Raw genomic sequence first — 16,177 nt, 5'->3', positions numbered from 1 at the left:
CGCATCAGGGTGGGGTCGGAGAGGAGCCGTCGAGGAGGCTTCGGCTGGCCCGGACCACGAAGTCCTGCACCTCGCCGAACCGGCTCCTCGCCTCGTCGGACCCGCCGGCGTACCACCAGTCCCGCGCCCACACGACCAGCTCGGCGTCACCGGGGTGGGCCGGTGCGAAACGATTGGCAGCCGCCTTCTTGGACCGCTGCTCGCCCTCCACCAGGGCGCACCACGCCCGGCACATCGACAGCACTGCGTACGCCTGTGCCCCCACGGTCGTCATGTCCTCCACCCAGACCGGCCAGTCGCGCACGTGCTCGAGCAGTGCCGTCCTGACCGCGCCCGGTGCGATCGGAGGAAGAAGCTCGGCGGCCGGTGGTCCGACGATCGGTCGGCCCTTCTCCCGCACCGTCGCCCACGTCAGGATGCGGTGGGTGGTGGCCGGAAGCAGGTGCAGGGCCTCGCCGGGGCTGACCCGCATGATGAGCTCCCTGCGGCCCGAGGTCGCGGCGGAGCTCACGGCGCCGAAGGCGACGAGGGTCGGCACCCCGACCGTCTCGACCTCGACGCGTCCCCTCCACGCCGGGTGCCGGCTCTCGACCCACTCGTGCACCGGCGCCACCGCGGCGAGCACCGCCTCGTCCGGCGCGTTGCGGAGCACCGCGAGCAGGTCGAGGTCGCTGCGCGCGGGCGAGAAGTCGCCGGCGACCAGGGAGCCGTGCACGTACAGCCCGAGCAGGTTGCCGTCGAGTGCCGCCGCGAGCCCCCGAGCGAGGTCGCCCATCGCCGCCGACGCACCGCCGTCAGCGGCGGGGAGGTCGGGCGGAAGAGGAGGCATGATGCCACCCTCCCAGTGCGGGCGAGGTGTTGTCGTATGCGTTTCCGCCGCGTTCCCCGAGCGGCGCTCGGTCCCCGGCCGGCGGCATACGCCACCGGGGCGTGGAGGGCGCTGTGGCACGCTGGCCGCATGACCGAGCCGCCTCCGGACGCCACCTCGGACGCGCCGGCGGAGCGCTACGTCCTGCGCCAGAAGCTGACGATGGTGGCCAACCGCTACGAGGTCATGCGCGCGGACGACAACGGCAGGGAGCTCGGGCTGCTGTGCTTCGCCGAGCAGAAGCGGATGGCCACCAAGGAGCAGGTCACCTTCTTCACCGACGCCGCCAAGGAGCACCCGATCTTCGGCTTCCGGGCCCGTCGGCGCCTCGACCTCGGCGCGACGTACGACGTCACCGACAGCCACGGGCAGCCGATCGGGTGGTTCAAGAAGCACTTCACCGCCTCGCTCGTCAGCTCCACCTGGACGCTCGGCCTGCCCGACGGGCGGGAGTTCGCCGGGCGCGAGCGCAACACGAAGGTCGCCGTGGCACGTCGGCTCTGGGAGGTGATCCCCGTGGTCGGGGACATCCCCGGGCCCTTCCTCTTCCACTTCGACTTCGTGTCGGCCGACGGGCAGCTCGCGCTCAGCTCGACGAAGCGGGCCGGCATCAGGGACGTCTACCGGGTGACCCTGCCGGCCCTGGACGACGGCCGGCCGATCGACTGGCGCGTCGGCATGGCCATGGCGGTGGCGCTCGACGCGCTGCAGTCACGCTGAGACGCTGTCGGTCGGCGTGTCGGGCTCCCGATAGACTCGGGCAGTCCTGGGGCCGTCCTGGGGCCATCCCCTCACCCATCCCGGCAGGAGAACCACCACTGATGGGAAGCATCGTCGTCGACGTCATGCTCAAGCCCGAGATCCTCGACCCCCAGGGCCAGGCCGTCGGCGGGGCCCTGCCGCGGCTGGGGTTCAACGGGTTCACCGACGTCCGCCAGGGCAAGCGCTTCGTGCTCTCCGTCGACGGCGACGTCACGGACGAGCACCTCGCCGCCGCTCGCGAGGCCGCGGAGAAGCTGCTGTCCAACCCGGTCATCGAGGACGTCGTCTCGGTGCACGTGCTCGACGGGGGCTCGGCCGACCGTGCCGGCTCCGAGAGCGACGAGAGCACCGGGGCCGGCGAGGCGGAGGGCGACGCGCAGTGAGGATCGGCGTCGTCACGTTCCCCGGTTCCCTCGACGACCGTGACGCCGCGCGCGCCGTCCGTGAGTGCGGCGGCGAGGCCGTCCCGCTCTGGCACGGCGACGCCGACCTCTTGGGTGTCGACGCGGTCATCCTGCCCGGCGGCTTCTCCTACGGCGACTACCTGCGCTGCGGCGCCATCGCCCGCTTCGCGCCGGTCATGGACGCGCTCGTCCCTGCAGCGAAGGGTGGCCTGCCGGTCCTCGGCATCTGCAACGGCTTCCAGGTGCTCACCGAGAGCCATCTGCTGCCCGGCGCGCTGATCCGCAACGACCACCGCAAGTTCAACTGCGTCGACCAGCGGCTCGTCGTCGAGAACGCCTCGACCGCCTGGACCTCCGACTTCGAGGCCGGCCAGGAGATCACGATCGTCCTCAAGAACGGCGAGGGCGGTTTCGTCGCCGACGAGCGCACGCTCGACGAGCTCGAGGGCGAGGGGCGGGTCGTCTTCCGCTACGTGCCGGACGCCCAGGGCCGCAACCCCAACGGCTCCTACCGTCACATCGCCGGCATCACCAACGAGCGCGGCAACGTCGTCGGGCTCATGCCGCACCCCGAGCACGCGGTCGAGGAGGGCTACGGTCCGAGCCTCGACGGACGCGGCTTCTTCACCTCGATCATCAAGCAGACCCTCGAGAGCGCAGCCACCGCATGAGCGACACGCAGACCGTCCAGCCGGCGCCGGTGGCGCCCGTCCTCGACACGGTGGAGCACGCCGCCGAGACGCCCGACGTCGAGCAGCCGTGGGCCGAGCTCGGGCTCAAGCCCGACGAGTACGCCAACATCCGCGAGATCATTGGCCGCAGACCCACCATCGCCGAGCTCGCGATGTACTCCGTCATGTGGAGCGAGCACTGCTCCTACAAGTCGAGCAAGGTCCACTTCAAGCTCTGGGGTGAGAACACCACCGACGAGATGCGCGAGAAGCTCCTCGTCGGCATCGGTGAGAATGCGGGAGTCGTCGACATCGGCGACGGGTGGGCCGTCACGTTCAAGGTCGAGTCGCACAACCACCCGTCGTACATCGAGCCCTACCAGGGCGCGGCGACCGGCGTCGGGGGCATCATCCGCGACATCATGTCGATGGGTGCCCGCCCGATCGCCGTCATGGACCCGCTGCGCTTCGGCAACCTCCACCACCCGGACACGCAGCGCGTCCTGCCCGGCGTCGTCGCGGGTGTCGGTGGCTACGGCAACTGCATCGGCCTGCCCAACATCGGCGGTGAGGTCGTCTTCGACGACTGCTACCAGGGCAACCCACTCGTCAACGCCCTCTGCGTCGGCGCCATGCGGGTCGAGGACATCCACCTCGCCAAGGCGTCGGGCGCCGGCAACAAGGTCATCCTCTTCGGCGCCCGCACCGGCGGCGACGGCATCGGCGGCGTCTCGGTCCTCGCGTCCGAGACCTTCGACGAGGGCGGCCCGACGAAGCGCCCCGCCGTCCAGGTCGGCGACCCCTTCGCCGAGAAGGTGCTGATCGAGTGCTGTCTCGACCTCTACAAGGCGGGTGTCGTCGACGGCATCCAGGACCTGGGAGGTGCCGGGCTCTCCTGTGCCACGAGCGAGCTCGCCTCCAACGGTGACGGCGGCATGCAGGTCGAGCTCGACCTCGTGCCGCTGCGCGACGCGAGCCTGCAGCCGCAGGAGATCCTCATGTCCGAGTCGCAGGAGCGCATGATGGCGGTCGTCGCGCCGGAGCACCTCGACGAGTTCATGGCGATCACCGGCAGGTGGGACGTCGAGGCCACGGTCATCGGCGAGGTCACCGACGGCGACCACCTCGTCATCACCTGGCACGGCGAGACCATCGTCGACGTGCCGCCGCGCTCGGTCGCCCACGAGGGCCCCACCTACGAGCGCCCGCTGGCCCGGCCGGCATACCTGGACGTCCTGAACGCCTCGAGCACGCGCGAGCTGTCCAAGCCCTCCACGGGTGAGGAGATCCGCGCCCAGCTGCTCACCCTCATCGGCTCGCCCAACCTCTGCGACAAGTCGTGGATCACCGACCAGTACGACCGCTACGTGCTCGGCAACACCGCCCTCGCGCAGCCCGACGACTCGGGCGTCGTCCGCGTCGACGAGGAGACGGGGCGCGGGGTCGCGATCTCGACCGACTGCAACAGCCGCTTCACCAAGCTCGACCCGTATGTCGGGGCGCAGCTCGCGCTCGCCGAGGCCTACCGCAACGTGGCCACCACGGGCGCCGCACCGCTCGCCGTCACCGACTGCCTCAACTTCGGCTCGCCGGAGGACCCGGGCGTCATGTGGCAGTTCCGCGAGGCGATCCGCGGCATCGCCGAGGGCTGCAAGTTCCTGGGCATCCCGGTCACGGGCGGCAACGTGTCGTTCTACAACCAGACCGGCGACGTCGCGATCCACCCGACCCCGGTCATCGGCGTGCTCGGTGTCATGGACGACGTGTCCAAGCGGTCGGGCTCCGGCTTCCGCAGCGACGACGCGCACGTCTACCTCCTCGGCACGACCCGCGACGAGCTCGACGGCTCCGAGTGGGCGCACGTCATCCACAAGCACCTCGGCGGTGTGCCGCCGAAGGTGGACCTCACGGCCGAGCAGGCGCTCGGGCGGGTGCTCGTCGAGGCGGCCCGCACGGGCGTCGTCGAGGCGGCGCACGACCTGTCTGAGGGCGGCCTCGCGGTCGCGCTCGCCGAGGCGTGCATGCGCCACGGCGTCGGCGTCACCGTGGACGGGCTGGACCAGGTCGGCGTGGACGCCGACGGCCGCCCGCTCGACGCCTTCACGGCCCTCTTCTCCGAGTCCAGCGCCCGCGCGCTCGTGGCGGTCCCGGCCGGTCGCGCCTCCGAGTTCGAGGCGCTGCTCGGTGACCTGCCGCACGCGCGTATCGGCGTCACCGGCGGACGAGACCTCGACGTCGTCGGGCACTTCGCCGTCTCGGTGGCCGAGCTGAGGTCGGCCCACCAGTTCACGCTGCCGGCCGTCTTCGGCGACTGAGGGTCCCGGTCGAGCGCGGTGCGCTCGACCTCATGGCGCTCGTCTCGGGCCGGGTCCCACGGACCCGGCCCGAGACGTCTGTCAGCGCCAGCCGAGGCCGGGGGCGACGTCCCTGAGCACGCTGTCGATCAGGTGAGCGTTGTAGTCGACGCCGAGCTGGTTCGGCACGGTGATGAGCAGCGTGTCGGCGGCCGCGATCGCCGAGTCCTCGGCGAGCTCCTGGACCAGCTTGTCGGGCTCACCGGCATACGTCTTCCCGAAGCGGGCCAGGCCGCCCTCGAGGTGTCCGACCTGGTCGCTGCTCGCGGTCTCGCGGTAGAAGTACTGCCGGTCGACGTCGCTCGTGATGGGCAGGATGCTGCGGCTGACCGAGACCCGCGGCTCGCGCTCGTGCCCGGCAGCGCGCCAGGCGTCCCGGAAGCGCGCGATCTGCTCGGCCTGCAGCTCGTGGAAGGGCACACCGGTGTCCTCGGTGAGCAGGGTGGAGCTCATCAGGTTCATCCCCTGCTGCGCCGTCCACTCGGCGGTCGCCCGCGAGCCGGCACCCCACCAGATGCGGTCGCGCAGGCCCGGCGAGTAGGGCTCGATGCGGAGCAGGCCCGGCGGGTTGGGGAACATCGGCTGGGGGTTGGGCTCGGCGAAGCCCTTGCCCTCGAGCACCTGCAGGAAGACCTCGGTGTGCTGCCGCGCCATCCCCGCGTGGTCGTCGTCCTCGGGCGCGTAGCCGAAGTAGCGGAAGCCGTCGACGACCTGCTCGGGTGACCCACGGCTGATGCCGAGCTGGAGCCTGCCGCCCGAGATGAGGTCTGCGGCGCCGGCATCCTCGGCCATGTAGAGGGGGTTCTCGTAGCGCATGTCGATGACGCCCGTGCCGATCTCGATGCGGCTCGTGCGCGCCCCGACCGCCGCGAGGAGCGGGAACGGCGAGGCGAGCTGCCGGGCGAAGTGGTGCACGCGGAAGTAGGCGCCGTCGGCGCCCAGCTCCTCCGCGGCGACTGCCAGGTCGATGGACTGGAGCAGCGCGTCGGACGCGGACCGTGTCTGCGACTGCGGCGAGGGCGTCCAGTGCCCGAACGAGAGAAATCCGATGCTCTTCACAGTCGCTCCAACAACCTCGCGGCCCGAACCCTTCCGCCGGCCGCGGTCAGCGGGCTCGCCACCTGCCCGTCTCGGGCGGGTGTGGGCTCTGCTCCCCGGCCTCTCCGAACGGCTTGGCGCCGGCCAGCAGCCGCGTCAGCGCCGCCCCCTCGCGAAGGCCCGTGGGCAACGACGTGCGGGCGACCTCACGCCGCAGCGTCTCGAGCGGGAGCGGCGCGTGGCCGGCCAGCAGCACCGAGTTGCCGAAGCGCCGGCCCTTGAGCACCTCGTGCGTCGCCAGGAGCGCGACGTGCGGCAGGAGCGTCGACACGGTCGCGACCAGTCGCGAGACCCAGCGCATCCCCGGCTCGTCGGCGAGGTTCCACAGCGCCAGACCCGTGGGTCGCAGCACCCTCGCCACCTCGTTGGCGTATGCCGTTCCGGCCAGCTCCGCGGGCACCCTCCCTCCCGCGTAGGCGTCGGTCACGACCACATCGGCGGAGCCGTCCCTGAGGGCCCGCAGCCCGGTCAGGCCGTCGACGGGGCGGACGCGGATGCGGTGTCGCCGGGGTAGGGGGACCTCACGGCGCACGAGCTCGGTGAGCGCCTCGTCCGGCTCGAGGACGATCTGCGGTGAGCCGGGTCGGGTGGCCTCGACCCACCGTGGCAGCGTGAGCCCCGCACCGCCGACGTGTGTGACGCCGAGCGGGCCGGGCGGCATCGTGTCGATCGCGAGCGCCAGGTGCTGGACGTACTCGAAGACGAGCAGGGTCGGGTCGTCGGGCTGCACGTGGGACTGCGGCGCGCCGTCCATGTGGACGGTGACGCCGCCACGCTCGTCCCACTCGAGCGAGACGTGCTGTGCGGCAGTCGGACTCGGGCTCACGAAAGGTCCAGGACGAGGGTGCGCTCCTCGCCGTAGCGGGTGCAGCCAAGGCGCCGGAGGATGGGGGAGGAGGTGTCGACGACGAGGTACTCCTCGGTCCGCACGTGCGGCGTGCCGTCGGGCACCCAGGCCCATTCGTTCGAGGCAGCCAGCACCGCTGGTGCGTCCCGGACGCGGCTGCGCGCCGCTGTCACGGGTCAGGCGCCCATCGCGTCGGAACCGTCGGAGAGGACGTTGGAGATCAGGCCGAAGACGTTGCCGTCGGGGTCGTGCAGGTAGGCGAGGCGACCGACGCCCGGCATGTCGGCGGGTGCCAGCGCCTCGGACCCACCGAGCTCGAGTCCCTTGGCGAAGAGACCGTCGACATCGGCGACGCCGACGACGATATTGCAGCCGTTGACCGGGGCGCCGACCTCGGGGGCCGGTCCCTGGCGCTGGGTCAGGCCCCCGTTGATGCCGTTGCCCGGACGGTTCTGGCTGATGGAGCCTTCGCCGGTGTCGATGACCCAGTAGGGCATCTCGCCGAAGCGCTGGAACGACCAGCCCAGGAGCGAGGAGTAGAAGTCGACGAGGCGCTCCGGGTCCGAGCCGTGGATCTCGAAGTGGACAACCAGGTTGGACATGGCTCCTCCTTTGTCTGGGATTGCGGCAGGTGCCGTGAAAGTCTGCCCGAAACGGGACGCTGTTGCACCGAGTTCATTGTCGCGGGACGGCAGCACCGTGCAGGCCGTCGACGAGCGAGCGGGCTACGGTCGTGCCATGCGATTCGGTCTCACCATCCTGCCGGAGCACACCTGGAGGGCGGCGGAGCCGATGTGGCGCGAGGCCGAGCGGCTCGGCTTCGACCACGCGTGGACCTTCGACCACGTGACGTGGGGCGGGCTGCCCGACTCCCCGTGGTTCGCGGCGCTGCCCACCCTGGCCGCCGCGGCGGCGGTCACCGAGCGGATCGGGCTCGGCACCTTCGTGTCCTCGCCCAACAACCACCACCCGGTCCAGCTCATGCGTGAGGTCCTCGCGCTGCACGACATCTCCGGCGGTCGCTTCCTGCTGGGCCTCGGCACGGGCGGCGACCTCGACGCCGGGATCATGGGCGAGGACCTGCCGCTGCGTGACCGGGTCGCGCGCTTCCACGAGTTCACCCGGCTGCTCGACCGGCTGCTCAGCGACGACCACGTCACCGAGGACGGGCGGTTCTATGCTGCGCGCGACGTGCGCACGCTGCCCGGGCCGGTGCGAGGAACCGGCGCCGGCAACAAGGTCTCCCTGGTGGTCGCGGCCAACGGACCGAAGTCGGTCAGCCTGGCGGTCGAGCGCGGCGACGGCTGGTTGACGTACGGCGGAGCGGCCGACACCGACGAGGAGTGGTGGGCCCTCGTGGGGCGACTCAGTCGTCGCGTCGACGACGCGCTGCAGGAGACGGGGCGCGACGGCGCCGGCTTCGCGCGCTACCTCGACCTCGACTCCGCGCCGACCTTCTCGCTGACCAGCGCCGCCGTCTTCGAGGATGCCGTGGGGCGTGCGGCCGAGCTCGGGTTCACCGACGTCATCACGCACTGGCCACGCCCCACCGAGCCGTTCCAGGGGGCGCGCGAGGTGCTCGAGCAGGTCGCTGCGGACGTCATCCCGCGCCTTCGCTGAGGGCGACGGGCGGCGGCGAGCAGGCCGCCCGAGGCCGCCGTTAGCCTTGGCCGTATGCCGCCTCGCCGACGCACCCCGGTCGCAGAGGGCCGCGCCGCCCTCCAGGAGTGCCGCGCGGCTGACTGGGCCGCCGACCGCCGCACCACGGCGACCGCAGTCCGCTTCACGCTCGAGGAGCTGTCGACGAGTGCGCCCGGGCGCACCGTGGAGGTCCGGGTGCCTCCCTACGGCGCGGTCCAGTGCATCGAGGGGCCCGTCCACACCCGAGGCACGCCGCCCAACGTCATCGAGACCGACGGCGTCACCTGGCTCCGTCTCGCGGTCGGCGACCTGGACTGGGAGTCGGCGCTCGCGGGCGCGCTGGTGCGCGCGAGCGGCCAGCGGGCCCACCTCGACGGCCTGCTGCCGCTTGTCTGACCTAGGCTGGAGGCGTGACCGTGCCTTCCTCGAACCACCTGCCGCACACGCGTCCCGAGCGCCAGCCGCGGGTCCCGAACTTCAAGCGCTTCCTGATCACCGGGGCGGTTCTGGGATTCGTCGTCGGCGCGGTCGTCTCGCTCCTGGGCGATGACGTCCAAGGCTACTCGGCAACCAGCGGCGTGCTCTACATAGGCGCGTTCGGCGCCTTCATCGGGACGGGTCTCGCGGGCATCGTCGCCGTCCTCCTTGACCGCTCGGGCCGCGACTCGTCGTGAGCGCGCCGGGTGACGCGGACGCCGCCGGCGACACGGACGCCGCCGGCGACACGGGCGCCGGCGGCGACGCCGAAGCGAAGGGCGCGACGCGTCACGGTCCGCTGGCCGGGATGCGAGTCGTCGAGCTCGCCGGGATCGGGCCGTCGCCCTTCGCCGCGATGCTGCTGGCCGACCTGGGCGCCGACGTCATCCGCATCGACCGGCCGGGAGAGACCGGCCTCCCCGCGCCGCTGCCGCCCGAGCTGGACCTGCTCCGCCGCGGCCGCCCCTCGGTGTCGCTCGACCTGAAGCACCCCGACGGACTGGCGACCGCCCTGGCGCTCGTCGAGCGGGCCGACGTCCTCGTCGAGGGCTACCGTCCGGGCGTCGCGGAACGCCTCGGCCTGGGCCCCGACGAGTGCCTCGCTCGCAACCCGCGCCTCGTCTACGGCCGGATGACCGGCTGGGGCCAGGACGGGCCGCTCGCGCAGGCCGCCGGCCACGACATCGGCTACGTCGCCATCACCGGGGCGCTGCACGCGATCGGGCGCGCCGGTGGACCGCCGCAGGTCCCGGTCAACCTCGTCGGCGACTTCGGCGGCGGCGCGCTCTACCTCGTCGTCGGGGTGCTCGCCGCCCTTCTCGAGGCGCGGACCAGCGGACGCGGCCAGGTCGTCGACGCCGCCATCGTGGACGGCACGGCCCACCTCTCCTCGCTCGTCGTCGGGCTCGTCTCGGCGGGCCTGTGGTCAGACCGGCGCGGCACCAACCTCCTCGACACCGGCGCGCCCTTCTACGACCTCTACGAGACGAGCGACGGTGGCTTCATGGCGGTCGGGCCCCTCGAGCCCGCCTTCTACGTCGAGCTGCTGCGCCTGCTCGAGATCACCGACGCCCCCGACCGGCTCGACCCGCGCCAGTGGCCCGCGCTGCGCGCGCTGCTCGCCGACACGTTCTCCGCGCGCACGCGCGACGACTGGGCCGCCCTCTTCGAGGGGACCGACGCCTGCGTCGAGCCCGTCCTCAGCTATGCCGAGGCGCCCACGCACCCGCACCTCGCCGCCCGGGGCACCTATGTCGAGCAGCACGGCATCGTCCAGCCGGCGCCGGCGCCGCGCTTCTCCCGCACGCCTGCGCGGTTGAGCACCCCGCCCTCGACTCCCGGCGCCGACACCCGCGCAGCCCTGACCGCCTGGGGGATCGAGGACGTCGCTGCCCTCCTCGCCTCCGGCGCCGCCGTGGAGCCGGTCCCCGAGCCCTCCGAGCCAACCGAGACTCCCATCGAGACATCCGCACCGGCGCCATGAGGCTGTTCGTCGCCGTCGTCCCGCCCGACGAGGTGCTCGACGACCTCGAGGAGCACCTCGAGCCGCGCCGCGAGGCGGGTCCCGAGATCCGGTGGACCGACCGGCACCAGTGGCACGTCACGCTCGCCTTCCTCGGCTCCGTCCCCCCGGCGCGTCTCGACGAGCTCACCGAGGCGCTCGCCCGCTCCGCCGCACGCCGGGACCCGCTCGTCCTGCGGCTCGCCGGCGCCGGCACCTTCCCCAACCCGTATGCCGCACGGATCCTCTGGGCGGGCGTCGACCAGCTGCGCGGTGACCTCGGGGCGGTGGCACACGGCATACGCAATGCTGCGAGCTCGGTGGGTGCGACCCCCGACGGGACCCGCTTCACGGCGCACGTGACCCTCGGACGGTTCCACCGGCCCACCGAGGCGACCCGGTGGATCCGCGCCCTCGACGCCTGGGAGGGACCCGCGTGGCGGGTCGAGGAGCTCGCCCTCGTCGAGTCGCATCTGGGGGAGGGGCGCGGACGGCGGCCGCGCTACGAGGTGCTCGCCGAGCTGCCGCTGCGTCGCGGCCCCGCGGAGTGACCGTCGGGGGTGTGGGAGACTTGCCCGGTGGCACGTGGCGACGGTCGTTTGAACCATGACCTCATCCCCGGCGAGAAGGGCCCGCAGGACGCCTGCGGGGTCTTCGGCGTCTGGGCTCCCGGGGAGGACGTGGCGAAGCTGACCTACTTCGGGCTGTACGCGCTGCAGCACCGGGGGCAGGAGTCTGCAGGCATCGCGACGGGCGACGGCGAGAAGATCCTCGTCTACAAGGACATGGGCCTCGTCTCCCAGGTCTTCGACGAGACCGCCCTCAGCTCGCTCCGCGGCCACATCGCCATCGGCCACACGCGCTACTCGACGACCGGCGGCTCCACGTGGGAGAACGCGCAGCCCACGCTCGGCGGCACCGGACGCAGCACGCTGGCGCTCGCCCACAACGGCAACCTCATCAACACCGTCGAGCTCAAGGCCCTCGTCGACGAGCACTTCGGCGACACCCGCGTCACCGGTGAGCTCGCCCGCGGCAACACCTCCGACACCGCCCTCGTCACCACGCTGCTCGCCGCCGACGAGGACCGCACCCCCGAGCAGGCCGCCCTCGAGCTGCTGCCCAAGCTGCGCGGCGCGTTCTCCTTCGTCTTCATGGACGAGACGACGTTGTATGCCGCCCGCGACCCGTGGGGCGTGCGTCCCCTCGCGCTCGGCCGCCTGGAGCGCGGCTGGGTCGTGGCCTCCGAGACCGCGGCGCTGCAGACGATCGGCGCCGCCGTCATCCGCGAGGTCGAGCCGGGTGAGCTGATCGTCATCGACGAGGACGGCCTGCGCTCGCACAAGTTCGCCGAGCCCCAGCCGAAGGGCTGCGTGTTCGAGTACGTCTACCTCGCCCGCCCCGACGCCGTCATCCGCGGCCGGGTAGTGCACGAGGCACGCGTCGAGATGGGCCGCGTCCTGGCCCGCGAGCACCCCGTCGACGCCGACCTCGTCATCGGCGTTCCGGAGTCGGGCGTGCCTGCGGCTGTGGGGTATTCGCAGGAGTCCGGCATCCCGTTCGGGCAGGGCTTCGTCAAGAACGCCTACGTCGGGCGCACCTTCATCCAGCCCTCGCAGACGCTGCGCCAGCTCGGCATCCGGCTCAAGCTCAACCCGCTCGAGCACACGATCCGTGGCAAGCGCCTCGTCGTCGTCGACGACTCGATCGTGCGGGGCAACACCCAGCGGGCGCAGATCCGGATGCTCCGCGAGTCGGGTGCGGCGGAGGTGCACGTGCGCATCAGCTCGCCGCCCGTGCAGTGGCCGTGCTTCTACGGCATCGACTTCGCCACCCGGGCCGAGCTGATCGCCACCGGTCTCGGCGTCGAGGAGATCCGTGCCTCCATCGGCGCCGACTCCCTCGGCTACATCTCGGAGGAGGGCATGGTGGGCGCGACCAACCAGCCTGCCGACGAGCTGTGCTCCGCCTGCTTCACGGGGCGCTACCCCATCGAGCTCCCCGAGGACGGCCGGATCGGCAAGCACGTCCTCGAGACCCTGCCGTTGTCGGTGCGCACCGGCCACGACCGGTCCGTCGACGTCGAGGGCGTCAGCCTCGGAGTCGGCACCGGCGGCGAGAGCGCCCTCAAGCACCCCTGACCCCGCCCTCTCATTCGAGGTGATCCGCGACCGGATGAGGTCGCTGATCACCTCGAACGGTCACCGGGACAAGCCCTTCGCCACCTGTTGAAGGAACTCGTCCTCGTAGAGCCGCAGCCCGATGAGGTCGATGCGCAGGACCCGGTCGTTCTGCAGCGTGACGGCATTCCGGCTGAGGTTGTCTGCCGTGACGTTCAGGCCCTCCCGGTGCTGCGCCCCGTCGACCTCGACGACGAGTCGCGAACAGTCCCACCGCACGTCCAAGTAGAAGCGACCGCGCGGTCCGCAACGCACCACCTGCCTGGAAGGCTCTGGCAGCCGGCGAGCCCGGCACATCCTCGCGAAGTCGAGCTCGCCCAGCGACTGGACCCCGTCAGCCGCGTCGAGCAGCACTCGTTTGATGAAGGCTCGCCGCCGGCGACCCGGCATCGGTTTCGTCAGCTCGAGCATGTGCTCGGGCACGGCCAGGCGCTGCTGCACAGCCATGAGCAGCACGAGGGCCGCTTGGCGGTCCGACACGGCCCACGACGCCGCCCGGAGAGCTGCGACTGCTGGGATCGTTCGCGGAACCCCTGCGAGCACCAGCTCGCGCGGCAGTCGTCGAACCACCTTGTGCAGGGCCACCCCCGAGACGCGCTTGACCGACGCCGTGTGCGGGACCGAGAGATGAATGGTGTCGTCGTTGTGGCCGCGCAAGCCCGCCGCCTGCAACGCGGTGACGCCGTCCAGGGCAGACACGTCGGCTCCCGTCTCCCAGATCGCACGCCAGCGAAGGGCTTCCGTGCCGATGGGTCCGCAGTGCAGCGCCACGGTCTGCCGGCCGTGGCATCTCCAGCGACCCGCCGCCACCTATGTCCGGATGTCGACGTGAGTCACGCCGACCGACTGCAGCGCATCACGCGATGTCACACCGTCGTCCGTGACGCTCGCCGCCCGAGCCAGCATCCGCCGTTGTGGACCCCTCATGGAGCCAGGATGCGGGCGCGTTCCCCTGTTGAGGCGACGTCTGGCCGGGCTGTGGATTGAGCGGCCATGCCACTGAGAGATGTGGATACGCCATTCGAGGTGATCGCCGACCAGATTCGGTCGCGAAATACATCGAATCGCGGGGAGGCGGCCGGGGGCCCCGGAAGGTGTGCGGCGAACGGTGGGGGAGGCGAGCTCCGTGCGCCGGTAGGCTGGCCCGGTGAGCGACGCCCCCATCACGTATGCCTCGGCCGGAGTCGACGTCGAGGCGGGTGACAAGGCCGTCGAGCTGATGAAGGCGTCGGTGCGCCGCGCGACCCGACCGGAGGTCGTCGGTGGCCTCGGCGGCTTCGCCGGGATGTTCGACGCGAGCGCCATCGCGCGCATGACGCGGCCGATCCTCGCGACCAGCACCGACGGCGTCGGCACGAAGGTCGCCATCGCGCAGGCGCTCGACCGGCACGACACGATCGGCTTCGATCTCGTCGGCATGGTCGTCGACGACATCGTGGTCTGTGGCGCCGAGCCGCTCTTCATGACCGACTACATCGCCACCGGCAAGGTCGTCCCCGAGCGCATCGCCGCCATCGTCGGCGGCATCGCCCGCGCCTGCGAGGAGGCCGGGGTGGCCCTCGTCGGCGGCGAGACCGCAGAGCACCCGGGCCTGCTCGCACCCGACGAGTACGACGTCGCCGGCGCTGCCACCGGGGTCGTGGAGTATGCCGCCGTGCTGGGTCCCCAGCGCGTCGCCGACGGTGACGTCGTGGTCGCCCTCGCCAGCAGTGGCCTGCACAGCAACGGCTACAGCCTCGTGCGGCGCGTCGTCGCCAGCGCCGGCTGGCAGCTGGACCGGCACGTCGACGACTTCGGCAGGACCCTCGGCGAGGAGCTGCTCGAGCCGACCCGGATCTACACCAGGCCACTGCTCGAGCTGATCGCCGACGACGGCGTCGAGGTGCATGCCCTCAGCCACGTGACCGGTGGCGGCCTGGCCGCGAACCTCGCCCGCGTGCTGCCGACCGGCACGTTCGCCCGCATCGACCGGTCGACGTGGACGCCCCCGGCCGTCTTCCGCACGATCCAGGACCTGGGCCGGGTGCCGCAGGCCGACATCGAGCGCACCCTCAACCAGGGCATCGGGTTCGTCGCCGTGCTGCCCGAGGCGCACGCCGAGCGCGCGATCGCCCTGAGCGAGGGGCGCGGTATCCGGGCGTGGCGGCTCGGCGAGGTGGCCACCGAGGAGCGGGCACACGCCGACGGGCTCGTGGCTCAGGACGCCGAGACCGTGCGCGGCGCCAAGGGTGTCGACGGCGGAGCCGTCCAGGTCGTCGGGGCGCACCCCGCGGCCTGACGTGGCCTGATGTGCCCGGGGCGACCGAAGCGCTTCGGCCGCAGGCCCACCCGGCTGACCAGGCGACCGGCGCGAGCATCGAGCGTGAGCCGGCGGGACGGCATACGGCCTCGGTGCGTGCGCACGACGAAGCCCGCGCACCCAGATGGGCGTGCGGGCTTCGTTGCGTCACCGAGACGGCCGGCCGGTCTTGCGACGTGGGACGGTGGCGCCTCGAGGGCAGCACCGGATGCATGCCGGGCGCGGACACCCGACACACGAGGTGCAGACGGAAGAGGAAGGCGGGGAGCTCAGCGCTCGCCCGAGACCCACTTGCCGTATTCGTCGTACTCGTCGTCGTCGACGGACCGTGGCTGGTTGGCACCGTCGCGTTGCGACGGTCCGTGCAGCTCACGCTCCAGCGCGCTCAAGTCCGTGTCAGGTGTGTAGTACTTGAGCTGCCGTGCGACCTTGGTCTGCTTGGCTTTGGCTCGGCCGCGCCCCATGGCGTGACCCCCTCGTGCGTCGTGCCGGGACGGCATCGCTCGTCGAAGAGCCGAGTGGCTCTTCGATGTACGCGTAGCGGTCCCGGGAATGTGTGTGTTCTCGTGGGGCTAACGCTACATGAGTGGAAGGCATCCCGCCGCCGCCGGACCCCCGGCTCGCCGACGAGTCGCCGGCCGGGAGGCTCCAGAGGCCCGAGACCTGGCCGGCTGGTGGGGACACCCGCGGGACTCGGGGTGCGTATACACCCGGAGTCCCGGAAGCAGGTCGATTTGACTCTTTTCAGTGTTTACCTGTCATTGGGTCCGTGGAGACTTTACCCTTGCTTTACTGGGCTCCGAATGGGGCGCATGCGTGTCGCTGCACCTAGCGACAGGGTGGTGGGGAAATGAACATGACGACTCAGGATCGACACGAGACCGAGAAGCTGCTCACTCCTGCAGAGGTTGCGGCCCTCTTCCGAGTGGACCCCAAGACGGTCACCCGGTGGGCCAAGGCAGGGAAGCTGACTTCGATCAGGACGCTCGGTGGGCACCGGAGATATCGCGAGTCAGAGGTTCGCGATCTCTTGGGCGGCGGCCACTGAGCTCGACCGACAGTTGGGGGTGACCGG

The 16,177-nt window shown here is 71.7% G+C and carries 19 protein-coding genes; 12 read left to right on the top strand and 7 right to left on the bottom strand.

All coding sequences use genetic code 11. The annotated features are described in order from the left end of the window. Positions 1-4: 4 nt before the first annotated feature. On the bottom strand, positions 5-829 hold the full coding sequence (locus LQK93_RS06390; RefSeq protein ID WP_374970707.1) for an aminoglycoside adenylyltransferase domain-containing protein: 825 nt from the start codon (positions 827-829) through the stop codon (positions 5-7). A 129-nt stretch (positions 830-958) separates the two neighbouring features. Between LQK93_RS06390 and LQK93_RS06385 the strand changes: the two genes are divergently transcribed. The 4 genes from LQK93_RS06385 to purL all read left to right on the top strand — a co-directional run bounded on the left by LQK93_RS06385 (position 959) and on the right by purL (position 5,020). Next, positions 959-1,588, top strand: coding sequence for a hypothetical protein (locus LQK93_RS06385; protein ID WP_374970706.1), 630 nt, complete (start codon positions 959-961; stop codon positions 1,586-1,588). A gap of 101 nt (positions 1,589-1,689) precedes the next feature. Then, the gene (gene purS, locus LQK93_RS06380; protein WP_374970705.1) at positions 1,690-2,013 is read left to right on the top strand and encodes a phosphoribosylformylglycinamidine synthase subunit PurS; all 324 of its coding nucleotides are present in this window, start codon (positions 1,690-1,692) and stop codon (positions 2,011-2,013) included. Continuing rightward, a complete protein-coding gene (gene purQ / locus LQK93_RS06375; protein ID WP_374970704.1) occupies positions 2,010-2,705 on the top strand; it encodes a phosphoribosylformylglycinamidine synthase subunit PurQ in 696 nt (231 codons plus the stop codon). Before purS ends, purQ begins: the two co-directional genes overlap by 4 nt. Next, positions 2,702-5,020 (top strand): phosphoribosylformylglycinamidine synthase subunit PurL, encoded by a 2,319-nt coding sequence (gene purL / locus LQK93_RS06370; RefSeq protein ID WP_374970703.1) that lies wholly within the window; start codon positions 2,702-2,704, stop codon positions 5,018-5,020. Before purQ ends, purL begins: the two co-directional genes overlap by 4 nt. 81 nt (positions 5,021-5,101) lie before the next feature. Here the strand turns inward: purL and LQK93_RS06365 are convergent, their stop codons facing one another. The 4 genes from LQK93_RS06365 to LQK93_RS06350 all read right to left on the bottom strand — a co-directional run bounded on the left by LQK93_RS06365 (position 5,102) and on the right by LQK93_RS06350 (position 7,606). Further along, a complete protein-coding gene (locus tag LQK93_RS06365; RefSeq protein WP_374970702.1) occupies positions 5,102-6,118 on the bottom strand; it encodes an LLM class flavin-dependent oxidoreductase in 1,017 nt (338 codons plus the stop codon). 46 nt (positions 6,119-6,164) lie between these two features. Then, positions 6,165-6,911 carry a spermidine synthase gene (locus LQK93_RS06360; protein WP_374971461.1) on the bottom strand — a complete coding sequence of 249 codons (747 nt, stop codon included), beginning with the start codon at positions 6,909-6,911 and terminating at the stop codon, positions 6,165-6,167. 68 nt (positions 6,912-6,979) lie between these two features. Continuing rightward, positions 6,980-7,138, bottom strand: a complete 159-nt coding sequence (locus LQK93_RS06355; protein WP_374970701.1) for a hypothetical protein — start codon at positions 7,136-7,138, stop codon at positions 6,980-6,982. A gap of 42 nt (positions 7,139-7,180) precedes the next feature. Beyond that, a complete protein-coding gene (locus tag LQK93_RS06350; protein ID WP_374970700.1) occupies positions 7,181-7,606 on the bottom strand; it encodes a VOC family protein in 426 nt (141 codons plus the stop codon). Between the two features lie 136 nt (positions 7,607-7,742). On the opposite strand from LQK93_RS06350, the gene LQK93_RS06345 reads away from it, so the two are divergent. The 6 genes from LQK93_RS06345 to purF are packed head-to-tail and all read left to right on the top strand — an operon-like array spanning position 7,743 to position 12,764. Continuing rightward, entirely contained in the window at positions 7,743-8,624 is an 882-nt protein-coding gene (locus LQK93_RS06345; protein WP_374970699.1) for an LLM class flavin-dependent oxidoreductase, read from the top strand. Positions 8,625-8,678: 54 nt separating this feature from the next. Then, positions 8,679-9,041, top strand: a complete 363-nt coding sequence (locus LQK93_RS06340; RefSeq protein WP_374970698.1) for a sterol carrier family protein — start codon at positions 8,679-8,681, stop codon at positions 9,039-9,041. 14 nt (positions 9,042-9,055) lie between these two features. Then, complete coding sequence (locus LQK93_RS06335) at positions 9,056-9,319, top strand: hypothetical protein (protein WP_374970697.1); 264 nt, start codon at positions 9,056-9,058, stop codon at positions 9,317-9,319. After that, on the top strand, positions 9,316-10,605 hold the full coding sequence (locus LQK93_RS06330; RefSeq protein WP_374970696.1) for a CaiB/BaiF CoA transferase family protein: 1,290 nt from the start codon (positions 9,316-9,318) through the stop codon (positions 10,603-10,605). Before LQK93_RS06335 ends, LQK93_RS06330 begins: the two co-directional genes overlap by 4 nt. Beyond that, on the top strand, positions 10,602-11,174 hold the full coding sequence (gene thpR / locus LQK93_RS06325) for an RNA 2',3'-cyclic phosphodiesterase (RefSeq protein WP_374970695.1): 573 nt from the start codon (positions 10,602-10,604) through the stop codon (positions 11,172-11,174). Before LQK93_RS06330 ends, thpR begins: the two co-directional genes overlap by 4 nt. Positions 11,175-11,201: 27 nt before the next feature. Beyond that, a complete protein-coding gene (purF, locus tag LQK93_RS06320) occupies positions 11,202-12,764 on the top strand; it encodes an amidophosphoribosyltransferase (RefSeq protein WP_374970694.1) in 1,563 nt (520 codons plus the stop codon). A 60-nt stretch (positions 12,765-12,824) separates the two neighbouring features. Here purF and LQK93_RS06315 read toward each other — a convergent pair whose 3' ends face one another. Further along, a complete protein-coding gene (locus tag LQK93_RS06315; protein WP_374970693.1) occupies positions 12,825-13,502 on the bottom strand; it encodes a hypothetical protein in 678 nt (225 codons plus the stop codon). 448 nt (positions 13,503-13,950) lie between these two features. Between LQK93_RS06315 and purM the strand changes: the two genes are divergently transcribed. Further along, positions 13,951-15,081, top strand: coding sequence for a phosphoribosylformylglycinamidine cyclo-ligase (gene purM, locus LQK93_RS06310; protein WP_374970692.1), 1,131 nt, complete (start codon positions 13,951-13,953; stop codon positions 15,079-15,081). A gap of 290 nt (positions 15,082-15,371) precedes the next feature. Here the strand turns inward: purM and LQK93_RS06305 are convergent, their stop codons facing one another. After that, complete coding sequence (locus LQK93_RS06305) at positions 15,372-15,566, bottom strand: DUF3073 domain-containing protein (protein ID WP_142181019.1); 195 nt, start codon at positions 15,564-15,566, stop codon at positions 15,372-15,374. Positions 15,567-15,958: 392 nt separating this feature from the next. Between LQK93_RS06305 and LQK93_RS06300 the strand changes: the two genes are divergently transcribed. Continuing rightward, entirely contained in the window at positions 15,959-16,150 is a 192-nt protein-coding gene (locus tag LQK93_RS06300; RefSeq protein WP_045191048.1) for a BldC family transcriptional regulator, read from the top strand. Positions 16,151-16,177 lie beyond the last annotated feature (27 nt).

Origin of the sequence: Terrabacter sp. BE26 (assembly GCF_041941675.1) — a bacterium.
GTDB lineage: Bacteria > Actinomycetota > Actinomycetes > Actinomycetales > Dermatophilaceae > Terrabacter.
This window is presented reverse-complemented; position numbering and strand designations above follow the sequence as displayed.